The 18,201-nt window shown below is 58.8% G+C and carries 20 protein-coding genes; all 20 read left to right on the top strand.

Annotation, left to right across the window (positions count from 1 at the left end):
• Positions 1–138 precede the first annotated feature (138 nt).
• On the top strand, positions 139–1,359 hold the full coding sequence (locus tag N7220_RS06625) for a cation:proton antiporter domain-containing protein (RefSeq protein ID WP_283150673.1): 1,221 nt from the start codon (positions 139–141) through the stop codon (positions 1,357–1,359).
• 101 nt (positions 1,360–1,460) lie between these two features.
• On the top strand, positions 1,461–2,177 hold the full coding sequence (locus N7220_RS06620) for a beta-ketoacyl synthase chain length factor (protein WP_283150672.1): 717 nt from the start codon (positions 1,461–1,463) through the stop codon (positions 2,175–2,177).
• The gene (locus N7220_RS06615) at positions 2,174–2,974 is read left to right on the top strand and encodes a 1-acyl-sn-glycerol-3-phosphate acyltransferase (RefSeq protein WP_283150671.1); all 801 of its coding nucleotides are present in this window, start codon (positions 2,174–2,176) and stop codon (positions 2,972–2,974) included. The genes N7220_RS06620 and N7220_RS06615 overlap by 4 nt, the downstream gene beginning before the upstream one ends.
• Entirely contained in the window at positions 2,934–3,194 is a 261-nt protein-coding gene (locus N7220_RS06610) for a phosphopantetheine-binding protein (RefSeq protein WP_283150670.1), read from the top strand. The genes N7220_RS06615 and N7220_RS06610 overlap by 41 nt, the downstream gene beginning before the upstream one ends.
• A gap of 11 nt (positions 3,195–3,205) precedes the next feature.
• On the top strand, positions 3,206–3,451 hold the full coding sequence (locus N7220_RS06605; protein ID WP_283150669.1) for an acyl carrier protein: 246 nt from the start codon (positions 3,206–3,208) through the stop codon (positions 3,449–3,451).
• A 22-nt stretch (positions 3,452–3,473) separates the two neighbouring features.
• Positions 3,474–4,004, top strand: a complete 531-nt coding sequence (locus N7220_RS06600; protein ID WP_283150668.1) for a COG4648 family protein — start codon at positions 3,474–3,476, stop codon at positions 4,002–4,004.
• Positions 3,997–5,682 carry an ApeI family dehydratase gene (locus tag N7220_RS06595; protein WP_283150667.1) on the top strand — a complete coding sequence of 562 codons (1,686 nt, stop codon included), beginning with the start codon at positions 3,997–3,999 and terminating at the stop codon, positions 5,680–5,682. Before N7220_RS06600 ends, N7220_RS06595 begins: the two co-directional genes overlap by 8 nt.
• A complete protein-coding gene (locus N7220_RS06590; protein WP_283150666.1) occupies positions 5,679–6,431 on the top strand; it encodes a glycosyltransferase family 2 protein in 753 nt (250 codons plus the stop codon). The genes N7220_RS06595 and N7220_RS06590 overlap by 4 nt, the downstream gene beginning before the upstream one ends.
• Positions 6,431–7,381 carry a lysophospholipid acyltransferase family protein gene (locus N7220_RS06585; protein ID WP_283150665.1) on the top strand — a complete coding sequence of 317 codons (951 nt, stop codon included), beginning with the start codon at positions 6,431–6,433 and terminating at the stop codon, positions 7,379–7,381. Before N7220_RS06590 ends, N7220_RS06585 begins: the two co-directional genes overlap by 1 nt.
• Positions 7,381–8,916: an HAL/PAL/TAL family ammonia-lyase gene (locus N7220_RS06580; RefSeq protein WP_283150664.1), complete on the top strand. Its 1,536-nt coding sequence runs from the start codon at positions 7,381–7,383 to the stop codon at positions 8,914–8,916. The genes N7220_RS06585 and N7220_RS06580 overlap by 1 nt, the downstream gene beginning before the upstream one ends.
• Entirely contained in the window at positions 8,909–9,331 is a 423-nt protein-coding gene (locus N7220_RS06575; RefSeq protein ID WP_283150663.1) for an acyl-CoA thioesterase, read from the top strand. Before N7220_RS06580 ends, N7220_RS06575 begins: the two co-directional genes overlap by 8 nt.
• A complete protein-coding gene (locus N7220_RS06570) occupies positions 9,328–9,927 on the top strand; it encodes an outer membrane lipoprotein carrier protein LolA (protein ID WP_283150662.1) in 600 nt (199 codons plus the stop codon). The genes N7220_RS06575 and N7220_RS06570 overlap by 4 nt, the downstream gene beginning before the upstream one ends.
• A 33-nt stretch (positions 9,928–9,960) precedes the next feature.
• A complete protein-coding gene (locus N7220_RS06565; RefSeq protein ID WP_283150661.1) occupies positions 9,961–12,297 on the top strand; it encodes an MMPL family transporter in 2,337 nt (778 codons plus the stop codon).
• The gene (locus N7220_RS06560; RefSeq protein WP_283150660.1) at positions 12,272–13,513 is read left to right on the top strand and encodes an NAD(P)/FAD-dependent oxidoreductase; all 1,242 of its coding nucleotides are present in this window, start codon (positions 12,272–12,274) and stop codon (positions 13,511–13,513) included. Before N7220_RS06565 ends, N7220_RS06560 begins: the two co-directional genes overlap by 26 nt.
• Entirely contained in the window at positions 13,513–14,052 is a 540-nt protein-coding gene (locus tag N7220_RS06555; protein WP_283150659.1) for a DUF3261 domain-containing protein, read from the top strand. Before N7220_RS06560 ends, N7220_RS06555 begins: the two co-directional genes overlap by 1 nt.
• Positions 14,049–15,215 (top strand): beta-ketoacyl-ACP synthase, encoded by a 1,167-nt coding sequence (locus N7220_RS06550; RefSeq protein ID WP_283150658.1) that lies wholly within the window; start codon positions 14,049–14,051, stop codon positions 15,213–15,215. Before N7220_RS06555 ends, N7220_RS06550 begins: the two co-directional genes overlap by 4 nt.
• Complete coding sequence (locus N7220_RS06545) at positions 15,212–15,670, top strand: hotdog family protein (protein ID WP_283150657.1); 459 nt, start codon at positions 15,212–15,214, stop codon at positions 15,668–15,670. The genes N7220_RS06550 and N7220_RS06545 overlap by 4 nt, the downstream gene beginning before the upstream one ends.
• Entirely contained in the window at positions 15,667–16,389 is a 723-nt protein-coding gene (gene fabG / locus N7220_RS06540; protein ID WP_283150656.1) for a 3-oxoacyl-ACP reductase FabG, read from the top strand. The genes N7220_RS06545 and fabG overlap by 4 nt, the downstream gene beginning before the upstream one ends.
• Complete coding sequence (locus N7220_RS06535; protein WP_283150655.1) at positions 16,386–17,624, top strand: beta-ketoacyl-ACP synthase; 1,239 nt, start codon at positions 16,386–16,388, stop codon at positions 17,622–17,624. The genes fabG and N7220_RS06535 overlap by 4 nt, the downstream gene beginning before the upstream one ends.
• Positions 17,625–17,655: 31 nt before the next feature.
• Positions 17,656–18,090 carry an excinuclease ATPase subunit gene (locus N7220_RS06530; RefSeq protein WP_283150654.1) on the top strand — a complete coding sequence of 145 codons (435 nt, stop codon included), beginning with the start codon at positions 17,656–17,658 and terminating at the stop codon, positions 18,088–18,090.
• Positions 18,091–18,201 lie beyond the last annotated feature (111 nt).

The raw sequence follows: 18,201 nt of genomic DNA, 5'->3' as shown, positions 1-18,201 counted from the left end.
ATGGCCGCAAAATCGTCCGCCGAGCTAATCATTCATCATGTGGTTGGCAAGCACCGCGTCAGGATGGGGCGTTGCTCTGCTATACTCGCCGCCCTGCGGTTCGCCTGTGAGCCGTTTGAAACCTCTGCGCGCGACGTCATGCCGGTTATTCAGCTGCTATTTCAAATTATTGTGGTCATTGCCTGTTGCCAGTTGGCAGGCATGCTGGCGCGGGTATGTGGCCAGGCCAAAGTGGTGGGCGAAATGGCGGCAGGCCTGTTGTTGGGGCCATCGGTATTCGGGGCGCTCGCGCCTGACTTGAGCGCGCTGGTGTTTCCGCCGCAAGGGCTGACCGCGCCAGGCTGGATCAGCCAGGCCGCCATTGCCGTATTCATGCTGACGCTGGGCCTGGAGCAAGACACGCAGATCTTGCGCCAGCGTAAATGGACGGTTATCGCAGTGAGCGCGGGCGGTATTTTGCTGCCATTTGTGCTGGGCGCGGCGCTCGCGTTTGTCCTTTTTCCGCATTACGTCGCCGGCAAGGTGCCGCAACTGTCGTTCGTGTTATTTATTGGCACCGCCTTGAGCATGACCGCGCTGCCGGTGCTGGCACGCATCCTGCGCGAACAAAAGTTGCTGGCCACACCCATTGGTAGTCTGGCGATGGCAGCTGCGGTGCTGAGCGATGTCTGCACCTGGATATTGCTGGCGGTGGTGCTGATCATCTGCAAGCCGGCGGCTTCCAGTCTGGGCGCGATGATCCTTGGTCTGGGTTGGGTGTTATTCATGCTACTGGCCGTGCGCCCATTGCTGTCCCGCCTGCTGCAATTGCGGACATCCTTGACGGTCTACTGCTTGCTGGCGCTGCTGACCTTACTGGTCTCGAGCTGGATTGCTGATCATCTGGGCTTGCATTTGTTGTTGGGTGCATTTCTGGCTGGTGTAATTTTGCCGCGGCACGAACAACTTGGCGCCCGTCTGCAAGCGCTACTGGCCAAACCGATGGTCTGGGCGTTACCGTTGTTTTTTGCCTACACCGGTTTGCGTACGCATCTGAACTTTGCCGGTAGTGCTGACTTCTGGCTGATTGCATCTGTAACTATTGTTGCGTGCCTTGGCAAAGCGGGTGGCGCCTTCTGTGGCGCCCGTCTCACCGGCGTGGATATGCACAATGCTTGCATGATTGCGGTGTTGATGAACGCCCGGGGGCTGATGGAACTGGTGATTGTGAATATCGGGATGGACCTTGGCTTGCTGACGGCACCCGTCTTTGCCGCGCTGGTTTTGATGGCATTTCTCACAACTTTGATGACTGGTCCCCTTGTCAACTTACTGCGTGCGATCAGCCAGCGAAAACGGCAAGATTGCCCACAGTATTGAGTTGACCTCAAGGCTATGGCAGCATGGGCGGCCTTTCGCGGCAGTGTTCTGTTTTTAAATGGATTTTTGGAGCTGATGCCCAGTGGGCGTCAGCAGGAAAGATGATTGAACCGGTTGTAAACTCTTTGCGATTTCGCCTGGAAAGCTGGGCTGCCTGGGCGCCTGACCTGACGACCCCGCAAGCCTGGCTGGGCTGGGCTGCGGCGGGCGTGCGCTCGGCCGACGGGCCTGAGCCAGCAGTCGCAAAAATGCCGGCAATGCTGCGTCGTCGCGCCCAGCGGCTGGGGCGTATGGCGCTGGAAGTGCTGTATGCAGAAGACGCAGACGCACAATCTCCCATCGTTTTTGCCTCGCGCTATGGCGAAATCGGTCAGTCCACGCAGTTGTTGCACGAACTCGCGGCCAGCGGCACCGTTTCGCCGCAGGCATTCAGTATGTCGGTGCACAACGCCATCGCCGGGTTGTACACCATTGCCCGCAAAGAGAGCGCCAATGTGATGGCGCTGGCTGCTGGGACGCAAACGGCGTTTGCCGGTCTGTTTGAAGCGGCCATGCAACTGGCTGACGGTGCGCCGCGGGTGCGACTGGTGATCTGTGACGAGCCATTGCCAGCCGAATATCAGTGTTATGGCGAACCTTCGACGCCGACCTTTGCTTATTTGCTCACGCTGGTCCCCGGTGACGAGTTCGACATTTCATGGTCTGCGCCAGCGCAGAGCGATGCTGATCCAATGGCGTTGCTACGCTTTATGCTGACCGCGCAAAACCGCTTGCCATTGAGTACTTCTGGCTGGTGCCTTGCGAGGCGGCCAGCATGAATATGTTGTCGCGTTCCTGGCGCACGTTTGCCTTTGGCTTTTGCTTTGCCATGTTTGGTCTGGGCGGCCTGGCCATTCGCGGCATTGTGTTTCCCGGCATGCTGCTGTTGCCGCGCCGCATTGAACGCGAAAAGTTTGCCAAAAACTTTATCAGTCACGCCATGGCGACGTTTGTCTGGCTTATGAAAGTCACTGGCGCCATCCGCTTTACAGTGCATGGTGCCGAAAAGCTCAATCGCCCTGGTTTGTTGATCCTGGCCAATCACCCGTCCTTGATTGATGTAGTGATCCTGATGGCGCTAACCAAACGGCCCGATTGCGTGGTCAAGGCCTCGCTCTGGAATAATCCGTTTACTGCCGGGCCGGTGCGTGTGGCTGGTTATATCAGTAACGCCAGCGGGCCGGGGCTGGTGGCGGATGCTATCGAATCCATTGGCCGTGGCAACAATCTGATTGTTTTTCCCGAAGGCACGCGTACCGGGCCGCTGGGTGAAATGAGTTTTCAACGTGGTGCTGCCAATATCGCGGTGCGCGGCAACATTGCCATTACGCCGGTAGTGATCACTGTTTCAGAAAAAACGCTGACCAAGAGCAGCAAGTGGTATCGGCCGCCACCCACCAAGCCGCACTTCAGCATTCACGTGCTGGATGATGTGGCGGTGGCGCCGTTGATTACGGGCAAGGGAGAGCCCGCCTTACAGGCACGCTGGTTGACGGCGTGGCTGGAACAATTTTTTAGCAGGGAGATTGCGCAACATGGACCCACTGGTCGCAGAGATCAAAACGCTGATTATTGACAGCCTGAATCTCGAAGAAATTACGCCGGACGATATCGATGCCGATGCGCCCTTGTTTGTGGACGGTCTGGGACTGGATTCCATTGATGCGCTGGAATTGGGCGTGACGCTGCAAAAGCGTTATGGTCTGAGCTTTGCTGCGGACTCGGAAGAAACCCGGCGGCATTTTGCTTCGGTCAGCGCACTGGCGGCATTTGTCGGCGCCAATCGCACCAAGTAAGGAGCTTAAGTGTGACCAAAGATGAAATCTATAACTGGATCGCCAAAGATCTGGTCGACTCGTTTGAAATCAGCCCGGAACGCATCAAACCTGAAGCGCGCCTGTATGAAGACCTGGATATCGACAGCATCGACGCTGTTGACCTGATCGTGAAGCTCAAGCAAGTCACCGGCAAGCGTCTGCAGCCGGAAGCCTTCAAATCGGTTCGCACCATCAACGACGTGGTCGAAGCGGTGTACGGTTTGATTCACCAGTAATGCATCTGGCTATCCAACCATAATGCCTGCCTGGCTTGCTGCCGTTGCCGGCTTGATCATTCCCGCATTGTTCTGGCTTTTTCATTATCTCGGCTGGCCGCTCTGGCTACTCGGGATCGTGTTGATTCCGCTCGCCTGGCATAAACGCGCCGCGCTGCCAGGTCTGGCGTGGCTGGCGCCGGTGGCGGGGGTGTTTGGGGTGCTGGCGCTGCTGATGCGTTCGGACTTGCCGGTGCGTTTGTATCCGGTGCTGGTCAACGTGGCGATGTTGATTGTGTTTGCGTTGAGCCTCAAGGCACCGCAAACCATGATCGAACGCATGGCTCGGCTCACTGAACCTGATCTGCCGGAATCCGGCGTACGTTATACGCGTCGCGTCACCATTGCCTGGTGCCTGTTCTTTGCCATCAATGGCAGCATTGCACTGGCGACGGTGCTCTACAACGACGCCAGAGTCTGGACTATTTATAACGGCCTGATTGCCTATGTGTTGATCGGCTTGATGTTGGGTGGCGAATGGTTGATTCGCCAGCGGGTGCGCCGTCATGGCTGAGTGTTTCAGTTTGCTGCAAGGGGCGCTGGCTGGCCCGAATCATTTACCGCTGGCAATGGCTGGTGAGCAGATCATTACCCGCGCGCAATGGCGTTATGACGTCGCTCGCGCCACCAGTGTGATCGGCGCATTGCCCGCTGGTGATGTGGCGCTGTTCGAGACCGATTGCTACCGTTGCTGTGTCTGGTTGCTGGCGGCTTGGCACGCCGGGCGTTGCGTGATTTTGCCGGGCGACAATACGCCGACCACTACTGAACGCGTGCGGGCATTGTCTGTCGCGCTGATCGGTGAATTTGCCGAACCCACGGTCACCGACTGGCAGCATGCTCGAACCGGCACGCTGGCCCCATTGTCGGGTGATTTGCGAGCGGTCGAAGTTTTTACCTCTGGCTCAACCGGTGAACCGGGCCGCATCCCCAAAAAGCTGGCGCAGCTGGACGACGAAATGCGCGCCCAGGAAAGCGTCTTCGGGGCTGATATCCCCGCGAATGCCTGTATCGTGGCCACGGTATCGCAGCAACATGTCTACGGTTTGTTGTTCCGCATTGTCTGGCCGTTGGTGAGCGGGCGCGCGTTTGCCGCCAAAGCCCTGGCTTTTCCGGAAGAACTGGTGCATCTGAGCGGGCAGCAGCCGCTGGTGTTAGTCAGCAGCCCGGCCTTTCTCAAGCGGCTGCCGGAACAGATGAATCTGTCTGGCCTGGCGCACCGCTGCCGGGCGATTTTCTCTTCGGGTGGTCCGCTACCCGCCGCTGCTTCTCTGGCCATGCGCGAACGTACCGGCGTGGCTGTGCGTGAAATCTTTGGTAGTTCGGAAACGGGCGGCATTGCCTGGCGTGATCACCCGGATGCCGCGTGGCAACCGCTGCCAGGTGTTGAAATTGCAGCGGGTGAAGAAGACTTGCTGCGCCTGCGTTCGCCTTATCTGCCCAGTGCCGATTGGTTCCAGACGGCTGATCGCGCCGAGTTCCTCGCCGATGGCCGCTTTCGCTTGCTGGGGCGGGCAGACCGCATTGCCAAGATTGAAGAAAAACGAATTTCGCTGACCGCGCTGGAGCAAGCGTTGCAGGCCACCGGCCTCGTGACCGAAGTTCGCGTGGTGGTGCTGGACGGTGCCCGCGTGGAGTTGGGTGCCGTGCTGGTGCTCAACGGCGTCGGCGCAGACCGTCTGCATAACGACGGGCGTATGGCGCTGACGCGCTGGCTGCGCGATCACCTGGCGCAAAGCTTTGAACGGGTAGGGCTGCCGCGCCGCTGGCGTTTTGTCGACGCCTTACCGCAAACCAGTATGGGCAAAACCCCGGAACAGGATGTACGGATGTTGTTTGAGCGACCGCGTTTGCCACAAATTCTGACTACGCAGCAGCACGATGATGAAACCACGTTGATACTCGCCATCGTGGCTGATCTGGCGCATTTTGATGGCCATTTCCCGCATGCCAGCGTGCTACCGGGCGTGGCGCAACTGCACTGGGCCATTCACTTTGGCCGCACGCTGTTCAAGATGCCGCCCGCCTTTAAAGGCATGGATGCAGTCAAGTTCCAGAACGTGATCCTGCCGGATGCGCAAGTCGCCCTGACGCTGCGTTATCGCACCGACAAACAGCAATTGTCGTTCAGCTACAGCTCGGGCGAGCGCGTGCATTCCAGCGGACGTATTGTTTTTGGGGATGAGACATGAAGCTGTGTGCGGTCATCCCGGTTTATAACCACGAACAAGCGATTGGTCAGGTGGTGCAGGCGCTGCAGGCCCACAATTTACCGGTCATTCTGGTCGACGACGGCAGCACCGCCGCCTGCGCCCACGTGCTGGATGATCTGGCGACCTGGCCGGGCGTGACCTTGAGCCGGCATGAGCAGAATCAGGGTAAAGGCGGCGCGGTGATTACCGGCATGCGCCTGGCGGGCAAGCTGGGTTATACCCATGCCTTGCAGATTGATTCGGATGGACAGCATGACATTGGTGATCTGCCACATATCGTCGCCACAGCGCAGGCGTACCCGGACGCAGTGATCGCCGGCTACCCGATCTACGATGAATCAGTACCCAAATCCCGCTACTACGGCCGCTACGCCACGCATATCTGGGTGTGGATCAACACATTGTCATTGCGCATTAAAGATTCGATGTGCGGCTTTCGCATTTACCCGCTGCCTGCCACGCTGGCTTTGGTCGATCGCGTGCATATTGGCCGGCGCATGGATTTCGACGCAGAAATCCTGGTGCGGCTGGACTGGCGCGGCGTGCCGATCATCAACGTGCCTACGCATGTGCGTTACCCGCTTGATGGGGTTTCGCACTTCAATTTGTGGCACGACAACATGCTGATCAGCCTGATGCACACCCGGCTGTTCCTCGGCATGTTGCCGCGCTTGCCCAAATTGCTGTGGCGCGTTTTGCGCGGTCACGGCGGAATGCGGAGCGCCTGATGGAACGTGCCATTCACTGGTCCAAAGTGGGCGAAGCCGGGTTTGTTTCCGGTATGAAAATCCTGTTCACGGTTTATCGCTGGTTTGGCCGCTGGCCGTTCCGCGCTGCGCTGTATCCAGTGCTGGCGTGGTATGTGGCCACGCGCCCGGACGCCCGCGCTGCCTCGCGTGATTACCTGACCCGGCTGCATCAAGATACGGCGGGTGCTTCACCAGCACCAAACTTGCTGAGCGTGTTGCGGCATTTCGGCGCTTTTGCCGAAACCTTGCTGGATAAGCTGCTGGTGTGGAGCGCACCGGAAAGTGTCGGCGGCGTGCATGTTGATGGCGGCCAGCCACTGATTGATCTGCTGGAACAGGGCAAGGGCGGGGTGATTGTGGCCTCGCATATCGGCAATTTCGAGCTTTGCCGGGCGATGGCCAAACAGCGCCGCTCCGCGCTCAAGCTGACCATCTTTACCCACACCCGCCACGCGCAACAATTCAACCGGCTGATGCGCGAGCTGGCGCCAGATAGCCAGGTTGATCTGATTCAGGTCACCGACCTGTCATCCGCCACCGCCGTGTTGTTGTCCGAGCGGGTCGAGCGCGGTGAGTTTGTGGTGATTGCCGGTGACCGGGTGCCGGTGTCGGATCAAGGCCGCATGGTGCCGGTAGACTTTCTAGGGTGTCCGACGCTGCTGCCGATGGGGCCGTATCTGATCGCCAGTATCCTTAAATGTCCGCTGCTGGTCGTCATTGCCAGCAAGCGCGGCCGCGATACGCACATCACCATCCGCAAACTGGCGGACCCGGTGCATCTGCCCCGGGCCGACCGCACAGCTGGAGCGACACTGCTGGCGCAACAGTTTGCCGACCTCATGGCAGCTGAATGTCACCTCGCACCATTACAGTGGTTCAATTTCTTCCCATTCTGGGCGCAGGCCCGCATGACCGAGGCCCAAGCCTGATGAGCGACGCTTTGCACAAAATCACTTTCGGCCCGGCGCGGTTGACCATTGAAAACATCGTGGCGATTTCACGGCGCCAGGCCGTGGCTGAACTTGATGCCAGCCCGGCGTTTGCCCAGCGCATCAGCGCCGGTGCGCAGTTTCTGGATCGGTTGCTGGCTGAAGAGGGTGAGATTTACGGCGTGACCACCGGTTATGGCGACTCCTGCACCGTCGGCATTCCGATGGATCTGGTCGTCGAGTTGCCGCATCACCTTTATACCTATCACGGCTGCGGCCTGGGCGAACATTTCGACGCCCCGCAAACCCGTGCCATCCTTGCCACCCGCCTGGCATCGCTCACCCGTGGTTATTCCGGCGTGAGCTGGGATTTGCTGGCGCAACTGCAAGGTCTGATTGCGCATGACATCTTGCCGTTGGTGCCCGCAGAGGGTTCAGTGGGCGCCAGTGGCGATCTGACGCCACTGTCGTATGTGGTCGCCGTCATGTGTGGCGAGCGCGAGGCGCGCGTCAAAAGCGAAACACTCACTGCCGCCGCAGCTTTGAATGCCGCCGGGCTAACCCCACTGCGCCTGCGCCCCAAAGAAGGCCTGGCGATGATGAATGGCACTGCGGTCATGACTGCGCTGGCCTGTCTGGCGTGGGATAAAGCCAATTACGTGAGCGAACTGGCAACGCGTATCACCAGCCTTGCAGTGGCAACGGCTGCCGGCAATGCGTACCACTTTGATGAGGCGCTGTTTGCTGCCAAACCACACGCCGGGCAGCAGCGCGTGGCCGCACGGATTCGCGGCGATATCTCGGATATCGGCAGCGAACAACGTTTGCAGGATCGCTATTCCTTGCGTTGCGCGCCGCATGTGATTGGCGTGCTTGAAGACACGCTGCCGTTTTTGCGCACCACCATCGAAAACGAACTCAACAGCGCCAATGACAACCCGTTGATCGACCCGGAAGAACAGCGCTTGCTGCACGGCGGCCACTTCTACGGCGGCCATATCGCGTTTGCCATGGACAGCCTGAAGAACCTGGTCGCCAACGTGGCGGATTTGCTGGATCGGCAAATGGCGCTGCTGGTCGATGCCCGTTACAACCATGGCTTGCCAGCCAATCTGTCCGGTGCCACTGGCCCGCGCGCCGCCATTAACCATGGCTTGAAAGCGCTGCAGATCAGCGTCTCGGCATGGACGGCAGAAGCGCTCAAGCTGACCATGCCCGCTTCCGTTTTCTCGCGTTCCACCGAGTGCCACAATCAGGACAAAGTCAGCATGGGCACGATTGCGGCGCGCGATTGTTTGCGCGTGCTTCAACTGACCGAACAAGTGTTGGCGGCCATGTTGATCACCGTGCGCCAGGGCGTGGCGCTGCGTGAACGAGACGGCGGCTCGTCGGTGGCGTTGTCGGCCCAAGCCAGCGGTTTTGTGGCGCAACTGGGAGCGGAGATTGCCTTTATTGATGAAGATGTCGCGCTCGAACCATTGCTGCGACAACTGCTGACGCGCATCAGCGATCAGGCCTGGAGCGTCTATGACTAAGCCGCTGCATAGCGCCAGTGTCACCGTGGTCATCCCGTTTCATGATCTGGACCCGATGCACGTGGTGTGGCACGGCAACTACGCCCGCTACTTTGAACACGCCCGCACCGCGCTGTTTCAGCAACTGGATTACGACGTGCCTGCCATGCGCGATTCCGGGTTTGCCTGGCCGGTGATCGAACTGAACGTGCGCTATGCCCGACCGCTGGTTTACCAGCAAAAAATTGAAATCCACGCCGCGATTGTGGAGTGGGAAAACCGCCTGAAAGTACGCTACGAAATCCGCGATGTAGCTAGTGGCGAACGCCTGACACGCGGCCACACCGTACAAGTGGCGGTGAATATGACCAGTGGTGAAATGTGCTTTGTCTCGCCCGCCATCCTGTTTGAAAAACTCGGAGTACCTCACCCGTGAAATCATTGTTTTTTGGCTTGTGCCTGCTCGCTGGCATGGCGCACGCCGATGATGTGCTGTTCAAGAATATCCAGAGCAAACTGATTGACGCACCGGTTATTCATGGCCAGTTCACTCAGGCGCGGCAACTGGTTGGTGTGAAAAAACCGCTGACCTCGACCGGTTCGTTCCTGGTCGACAAACAGCGCGGTGTGATCTGGAAAGCTGAAAAACCTTTCCCCAGCACCTTGCGCGTGACCCGTGGCGAGATTCTGCAAAAGAATGGCGACCAGGTGATGATGAAACTGTCGGGCGATAAAGAGCCGACCGTAAAAACCGTCAGCGGTTTGTTGTTCTCGCTGTTCTCGGGCGATGTGGGCGCGCTGGGCCGCTTGTTTAATGCCGACGGCAGTGTGACCGGCAAAAACTGGAAACTCTCGCTCACGCCCAAAGACGCTGCGCTGGGCAAGCTGATTTCCGGTATCCAGTTGCAAGGTTCGGGCACGGTTGAACATATCCAGCTGAACGCAGCCAGCGGCGATGTAACGCAGATCGACATGCACGACGTCACTACCGCGCCCGCGCTGACCCCGACCGAGAGCGCGTATTTTGAATAAGCCTGGCACAACGTTGATCTGCGCGAGTGCCGCATGCGCGTAAGCAAGATGCTCGCTGCGATCTGGTTGCTGGTGGTGCTGGCGTTGGCTGGTACCTTGCTGCTGGAACGCAATACGCTGCCGCACCGGCTCGATACCGATCTGTTTGCGCTATTGCCGCGTGACCAGCGCAACCCGATGGCCGAAGCGGCGTTGCGCTCGCTTGCCGCGCAGGGTGAACGTCACCTGGTGTTCATGATCGGCAATAAAGATCCGGACCAGGCCACCGCCGCCGCTCGACAGTTTCAGCATGACATTGCCGCTCTGCCGATGACCAGCCAGCCGCTCGGCGAAACGCTGGCGGCGATCAGCAATTTTTATACCCCTTATCGGCACAATTTTCTGGCCCCAACTGACTTGCAGGCATTGCAACAGAGCCAGACCGACTGGGCACAGCGTGGCTTGGCCGCCGCGTATTCGCCAGTAGCAGGCGCTACGCTGGCATGGAAGGATGATCCATTTGGCCTGTACGCCAACTGGCTGCAAAGCCTGGCCGGTGCCAACAAGCTGCGCCCGCAAGAAGGCTTTTTGCGGGCCTCGGCCAATGGCATCAATTATGTGGTGCTGCCATACACGCTCAACGGCAGCGCGTTTGCCCTTGGTTTGCAAGAACAGGTGTTAGGTGGACTGGAAAGCGCAGCAAGCAAGCTCAAGAGCCAATATCCAGACGTTCAATTACGCCGCGCTGGCGTCGTACTGTTTGCAGCTACCGCAGCGCGTAGTGCCAAAAGCGAGATGTCGACCATTGGTGTCGGCTCTACCATCGGCGTGTTACTGCTGGCGCTGCTGGTGTTCCGTGGCGTGCGACCAGTGGCGCTGGCGGCGTTATCGGTAATCATCGGTAGCCTGGTCAGCACCACGCTGACCTTGCAGCTATTCGGCCATATCCACATGCTCACGTTGGTGTTTGGCACCAGCCTGGTCGGGGTGGCGGTGGACTACAGCTTGCTGGCACTGGCGTCCGGCATCGATAACCCGCAGCCGGTCTCAGCGCGATATCGCAAGTTGTTGCCAAGCATGCTGCTGGCGGTCACTACTATGTCACTGGGTTATCTGGGGCTGGCGCTGACGCCGTTTCCTGGTCTGGCACAGATGGCGGTGTTTGCGATTATCGGCATTGTCGGCGCCTGGCTCACGGTGATGTTGTGGTTCCCGCTGCTGGAAAGTCGTGGCATGCGGCCCACCAGTTTGAGTCAATGGATAGGTGGTTTATTGCAGCGCTGGCCGCGAGTGTATGGCCGCCGTTGGCTATGGATGCTGGCATTACTGGTGCTGATTGGCGCTGGCCTGAGCCAGCTGAAACAAAATGACGATATCCGCGCGCTATCCGGCGTTGATCCGCAATTGTTATCGGAGCAGATCGATATCGGTCGCGTCATGGGCTTGCCCAGCCCGGCGCAGTTATTCATTGTGACTGGCGCCACGCCCGAGCAAGTCTTGCGACGTGAAGAGGCCGTGCGTAGCCAGCTGGCACCGTATATCGCGCGGGGCCAATTGGCCGGCGTAGAGAGCGTCAGCCGCTGGGTGCCGTCGCAGGCCACCCAGCGCCGTAATGCCGCCTTGCTGGATCAGCAGATCAACCAGCGGCATGGCTTGCTGGAAGGTCTGGCTGACAACGTGGGATTGACGCCAGCCTGGTTGCAGCAACAGCGCACTGATGCGCCCTTGCTTGATTTTGAAACCTGGTTCAAATCGCCGGCAGCTGTGGCGAGTAGCTATTTGTGGCTGGGTCAGCAAAGGGGCGCAAAGGGCACCCAATACGCCAGCATGATGCTGCTGCAAGGCTTGAATGACCGCGCCACCACCGCGCAACTGGCGCAAATCAAGGTTGATGGCGTGGTGTGGGTCGACAAGGTGTCGGAAATCTCCGCTCTGATGGCGCAATATCGCCAGTTGTTAACGCAAGTGCTGATCGGCGCCTATGTGTTAGCGTTCGCGGTCTTGTCACTGCGCTATCGCCGCCAGACCTGGCGCATCATGTTACCGCCCGCATTGGCTACTCTGATGACGCTGGCGGTCATGGGTGCCGTAGGCGCGCCGCTGCAATTACTGAGCATGGTCACCTTTTTGCTGGTGCTGGGCATGGGTATGGATTACGGGATTTTCCTGCTGGAGCATCCGGATGATGGCCGGGTTTATCTGGCGGTGACGCTGGCAGCAATCTGCACCTTGTTATCGTTTGGCTTGCTGGCGCTCAGTTCCACGCCAGCGCTGCATGCATTCGGTTTCTCCACTTTATGCGGGATCGGCTTCGTCTGGCTGCTCGCGCCTTTGTTTCGCCTTACTCAATCCTCCGGAAAAGCACATGTCGCAACCGACGCAACACGCTGAAATCGTCATTATTGGTGCCGGACCATCCGGTGCCGTCGCTGCGGCCCTGCTGCGCAAGCAAGGTCGTCAGGTGCTGGTGCTGGAACGCGAAACGTTTCCACGTTTTTCGATTGGCGAGAGTTTGTTGCCGCAGAGCATGGCGTATATCGAAGAAGCCGGTCTGCTGCAGGACGTGGTGGAAGCCGGGTTTCAGTACAAGAACGGTGCCGCCTTTGCCCGCGGTGAAGCAGACGCAACCTTTTTTGATTTCCGCGAAAAATGGTCCAAAGGGTGGGGCACCACTTACCAGGTGCAGCGCGGTGCTTTCGACAAGGTGCTGGCCGACGGCGCCGCGCGCACGGGCGCTGAGTTCCGTTATCAGCAAACCGTACTCGCTGCCGATTTAGAAGGCGAAACGCCCACTTTGCTGGTTAAAGACAATGCCAGCGGTGACGAATACCGCGTAACCGCAAAGTTTGTGCTGGATGCCAGCGGTTTTGGCCGCGTATTGCCGCGCTTGCTTGATCTGGAAACACCATCAAACTTCCCGGTGCGCGGCGCCATCTTTACCCATATCGAAGACCGCATTCCGGTCGGCACGTTTGATCGCAACAAAATTCTGATTACCACTCATCCAGAGCATCAGGATGTGTGGTTCTGGACCATTCCGTTTTCCAACGGTCATTGCTCGCTCGGCGTAGTAGCAGAACCGGCGTTTCTGGCGCAATACAGCGGCACTGAGCTGGAGCGGCTGCAAGCCATCGTGAATGAAGCGCCCAACCTGAAAAAGCTACTGGCCAACGCGCATTGGAACATCCCGGCGCGGACCATTACCGGCTATTCGGCCAATGTGAAATCACTGTATGGCAAGCACTTTGCGCTGTTGGGGAATGCGGGCGAGTTTCTGGACCCGGTGTTCTCATCCGGCGTGACCATTGCGCTGACTTCGGCCAGCCTGGCCGCCAAAGCTCTGGGCCGCATGCTCGATGGCGAAACCGTGGATTGGTCGGCAGATTACGCCGTGCCGCTCAAACGTGGAGTGGATGCCTTCCGCGCCTTTGTTACCGCGTGGTATGACGGGCGCTTCCAGAAGCTGATCTATTACAAAGACAAGAATGAAGAAGTACGCCGCATGATTTCGTCGATCCTGGCAGGTTACGCATGGGACGAAACCAATCCGTGCGTGCGTGCGCCCGAGCGCTGGCTGGCCGCGCTGGACGCTGCGGTGTCGATGTGATGCGGCGGTTATTGCTAGCGGCCACCCTGTTGGGGCTGACGCTCCTGAGTGGTTGCGCCAGTTTGCTGACGCGGGATTTGCCGTTGCTGCAAATTCCACCCGCTGCGTTGGGCAGCCCGCGTACCGTGCAACAACAACTTCAGGTGAGTTATCCGGGTGGCGGCGCGGTAATGGAATCCGTCCTGCAACTGGACGCGCAGCAGCTTGAGGTGATCAACAGCGCCATGGGTTTGCGCATGGCGACGCTGGATTACGATGGCCAGAACCTGAAAGCCGATATGCTGCCGGCAATGAAACTGCCGCCACAGCGTATCCTTAACGATCTGTTGCTGGTTTATGCCCCCGCCGACGCCTTGCAAAAGGCATTACCCGACGGCTGGAGCGTGCGTGACGAGAGCAAGCAGCGCACTGTGCTGCGTGGTACTGATGTAATGGTCGATATCGTTTATGACGGTGCCGATCACTGGCAAGGCCGAGCGGTGCTGCATCATCACCAACTGGCCTACACCCTGACTATTGATTCCAGCGAAGTAGAATGACCTGTTATATCAACGCTTCTGGCGCCCTGTGCGCGCTAGGTAATGACATCCCCAGCATTCGGGCCAACCTCTTTGCCGGGACCAGTCCGGGCATGTTTGCGACCGACGAATACAGCGCTGGTCGTGAACTGGTCCTCGGGCAGGTCGTCGATGCAGATTTGCCTTCGCTGGCGCATCTGCCGCTGCAGTTACGCTCGCGTAATAACGCGCTGTTGCTGGCTGCTCTGGCGCAAATCCGGCCGCAGTTTGACGCGCTGGCGGCGGGAGTTTCCAAACAGCGCATCGCCGTCATTCTGGGGACCAGTACCTCGGGGATTTCTGACGGCGAAGCGGCGATCATGGCCTACGACCAGCATGGCGCGCTGCCCGGCTCGTTTCATATCAGCCAGCAAGAACTAGGTTCGCCTGCCACATTGCTGGCGGCCGAACTGGGGGTGACCGGCCCGGCGTATTGCATCTCGACAGCGTGTACTTCTGGCGCAAAGGCCATGGCCGCCGGAGCACGGTTGATCGAGCACGGGTTGGCCGATATTGTCATTGCCGGTGGCGCGGATTCGTTATCGCATTTCACTGTGGCTGGGTTCAGCGCTATTGATTCGGTGGCACCGGGTTTGTGCCAGCCCAGTTCGGCCAACCGTCATGGCATCAACTTGGGCGAAGCGGCAGTGTTGTTTGTGCTCAGCCGTCAGTCCGCCGCGGTACGTGTGGCCGGATGGGGCGAAAGCTCTGATGCGCATCATATTTCTGCACCAGCTCCGGACGGTCGTGGTGCCAAGGCGGCGGTAACGCAAGCACTGGAGAGGGCTGGTTTGGCTGCCGGTGCGATTGGCTATGCCAACCTGCATGGCACCGCCACGCCGCAAAACGACGCCATGGAAAACCAGGTTGTGGCTGCGTTGCTGCCTGGCGTGCCCGCCAGTTCTACCAAACCGTTGACCGGCCATTGCCTGGGTTCGGCGGGTTCGCTGGAAGCATTGTTTTGCTGGCTGGTGCTGACCGATACCGAACACCGCTTGCCACCGCACTTGTGGGATGGCGTGCAAGACCCGGCATTGCCGGTATTACCACTGGTGGAACACGGCACACACGCTAAAGTGAGCGCCGCAATCAGCAACTCGTTCGCCTTTGGCGGCAACAATATCGCAGTGGTACTGGCTACATGAAGCTCCTGGACACACCTATTTTTGAACTGGTGCCGCACGCGGGCCCAATGCTGTTGCTGGATGGCGTGGTGGCGGTGTCGGCTAACTCGCTCACCGCATTGGTAGTACCGCGTGGCGACGGCATGTTTGATGACGCTGGTTTTGTCGGCGGTTGGGTCGGGCTGGAATACATGGCGCAAACCATGGCTGCGCTGGCCGGTTGGGAAGGGCGCCAGCGCAACGAGCCACCCCGCGTCGGGTTCATGCTCGGCACCCGCCGCTATCACACCCACGTGCCAAGGTTTGTTGTGGGCCAGCCCTTGCTGGTCACGGCCACCCGGGAGTTTCAAGCTGACAACGGCATTGGCGTGATGCAATGCCGGATCGCAACGCCGCAAGGCGAGACCCTGGCTGAGGCGCTGCTTTCTGCCTACCAGCCCGAAAACCTTGACGCATTTTTGAAAGAACACGCATGAGTACAGTATTGGTAACCGGCTCCAGCCGGGGAATCGGTCGCGCTATAGCGCTGCGTCTGGCGCGTGATGGCTACGACGTGATCTTGCATTGCCGTAGTCGGCGCGACGAAGCACAGGCGGTGGCCGACGAGATCGCTGCGCTGGGTCGCAACGCGCGGATTCTGCAATTTGATGTGGCCGATCGGGCTGCTGCCCGCGCTGCACTGGAAGCCGATATCGAAACGCACGGCGCGCCGTATGGCGTGGTCTGTAACGCGGGCATTGCTGCCGATGCGGCTTTTCCGGCGATGACCGATGCCGAATGGGACGGCGTGCTGCGAACCAATCTGGACGGCTTTTACAATATTCTGCATCCGCTGGTAATGCCGATGATCCAGACCCGCCAGCCCGGCCGGATTGTCACTTTGTCGTCGGTATCCGGCGTAATTGGCAATCGCGGTCAGGTGAATTACAGCGCCGCCAAAGCCGGGATTATCGGTGCCAGCAAGGCGCTGGCGGTGGAACTGGCCAAGCGCAAGATCACCGTCAATTGCGTGGCGCCAGGTTTGATTGATACCGAAATGGTCGACCCGCTGGTGCTGGAAGAAGCACTGAAGATGATCCCCGCCAAACGCGTGGGCAAGCCGGAAGAAGTTGCCGCCACGGTGAGCTTTTTATTGTCGCCCGATGCGGCGTATATCACCCGTCAGGTGATCTCGGTGAACGGAGGCCTGGCATGAGTCCGCGCCGCGTAGTAGTCACCGGCGTGGCCGGGATCAGCCCGATTGGCAACGACTGGCCAACCATTGAAGCGAGCTTGCGCGCCGAGCGCAGCGGGGTGGTGAACCTGGCACAGTGGGGCGAATACGATGGACTGAACACGCGTCTGGCGGCACCCGCGGCGCCGTTTGAACTCCCCAAGGAAACCTACAATCGCAAACGTACCCGCAGCATGGGGCGCGTGGCGGTGATGGCGGTGCGTACGGCCGAGCTGGCACTGGCTGACGCGGGCTTGCTGGATCATCCGGTGCTGACTTCGGGGCGCACTGGTGTGTCTTATGGTTCCAGTACCGGTACGCCGGATGCCGTGGGCGACTTTGGCAAAATGCTGCTGAATAAATCCACTGAAGGCGTTAATGCCAACAGCTATCTGAAGATGATGAGCCACACCACGGCGGTGAACATCTCCGTGTTTTTCGGCCTGACCGGGCGCGTGTTTACCACGTCCAGCGCATGTACTTCTGGCAGCCAGGGCATCGGTTCGGCTTATGAGGCGATTCGCTACGGCCAGGCAACGGTGATGGTTGCTGGCGGGGCTGAAGAGCTGAGCGTGACTGAAGCGGCGGTGTTCGACACGCTGTTTGCCACCAGTACCAGAAACGATACGCCGCACTTGTCGCCCCGCCCGTATGACGCAGACCGGGATGGCCTGGTTATTGGCGAAGGTGCCTGCACGCTGATCCTGGAAGAATACGAACATGCGCTGGCTCGCGGCGCCAAAATCTATGCCGAGGTCATCGGTTACGGCAGCAATTGCGATGGCAGTCACGTCACGCAACCCAGCGCGGCAACCATGGCGGTGGCGATGCAACTGGCGCTGGACGATGCCGGCGTCAGTGCGTCGCAGATTGGCTATATCAACGGGCATGGCACGGCGACTGAACATGGTGATATCGCCGAAACCCAGGCCAGCGCCCAACTATTTGGCAAAAACGCACCGATTTCCAGTCTCAAGAGCTATATGGGGCATACCTTGGGTGCTTGCGGAGCGCTAGAGGCGTGGCTGACCATCGAGATGATGAACAGCGGCTGGTTTGCACCGACACTCAATCTGCAAAATATCGACCCGCGGTGCGGTGATCTGGACTATATATCCAGCGGTGGACGCAATATCATTTGCAATTATGTGATGAGCAATAATTTCGCATTTGGTGGAATTAATACGTCGCTGATTTTCCGCAATACAAAAGTTTGATTTAATTTGTCTGGATTGACCCGGGGGAAAAATGTTCAAAAAAGCCGCTCTCGCCGTATTGGTTATTGCCTGCCTGTCTCAAGTCGCGCAAGCCCGCGATACCGAATACAAACTGCCGATTCAGGATGTGCTCAATAGCCCGGATTTCGCTGACAAGGTCGGTTCGGATGTGAAGTTCTTCTTTGCCGACCAAAAAGCAGTACCCAAGCAAAATCTGGGTGAATTTGTCACCAACAAAAAGACCAACGCATTTAACAAGACGGATGAAGAGGCTTGCCGTTGGGTCATGTTGTCGGCGTTGATCGAACTGCGCGACCGCGCCAAAACCGAAGGCGGCAACGCTGTGGTCGGGATCAGCAGTTATTACAAAAAGGAAGAATTCAAAAGCGCAACCCAGTACGAATGCCATGCAGGTGGCTTGATTGCGGGCGTTGCGCTCAAGGGTACTGTGGTCAAAATGCACTAAGCATTTCTGCCGAGCGCCAGAAAAAGCCGCCTTTGGGCGGTTTTTTTGTGCATGCGTGTCAGTGCTTGTCTGATTTTGACTCAACCGGCCAAGCTATCTTCATTGCATGGT

Origin of the sequence: Silvimonas soli (genome assembly GCF_030035605.1) — a bacterium.
Taxonomy (GTDB): Bacteria; Pseudomonadota; Gammaproteobacteria; order Burkholderiales; family Chitinibacteraceae; genus Silvimonas; species Silvimonas soli.
The sequence above is the reverse complement of the archived record's forward strand: the minus strand, read 5'-3'. Positions and strand labels throughout refer to the sequence as shown.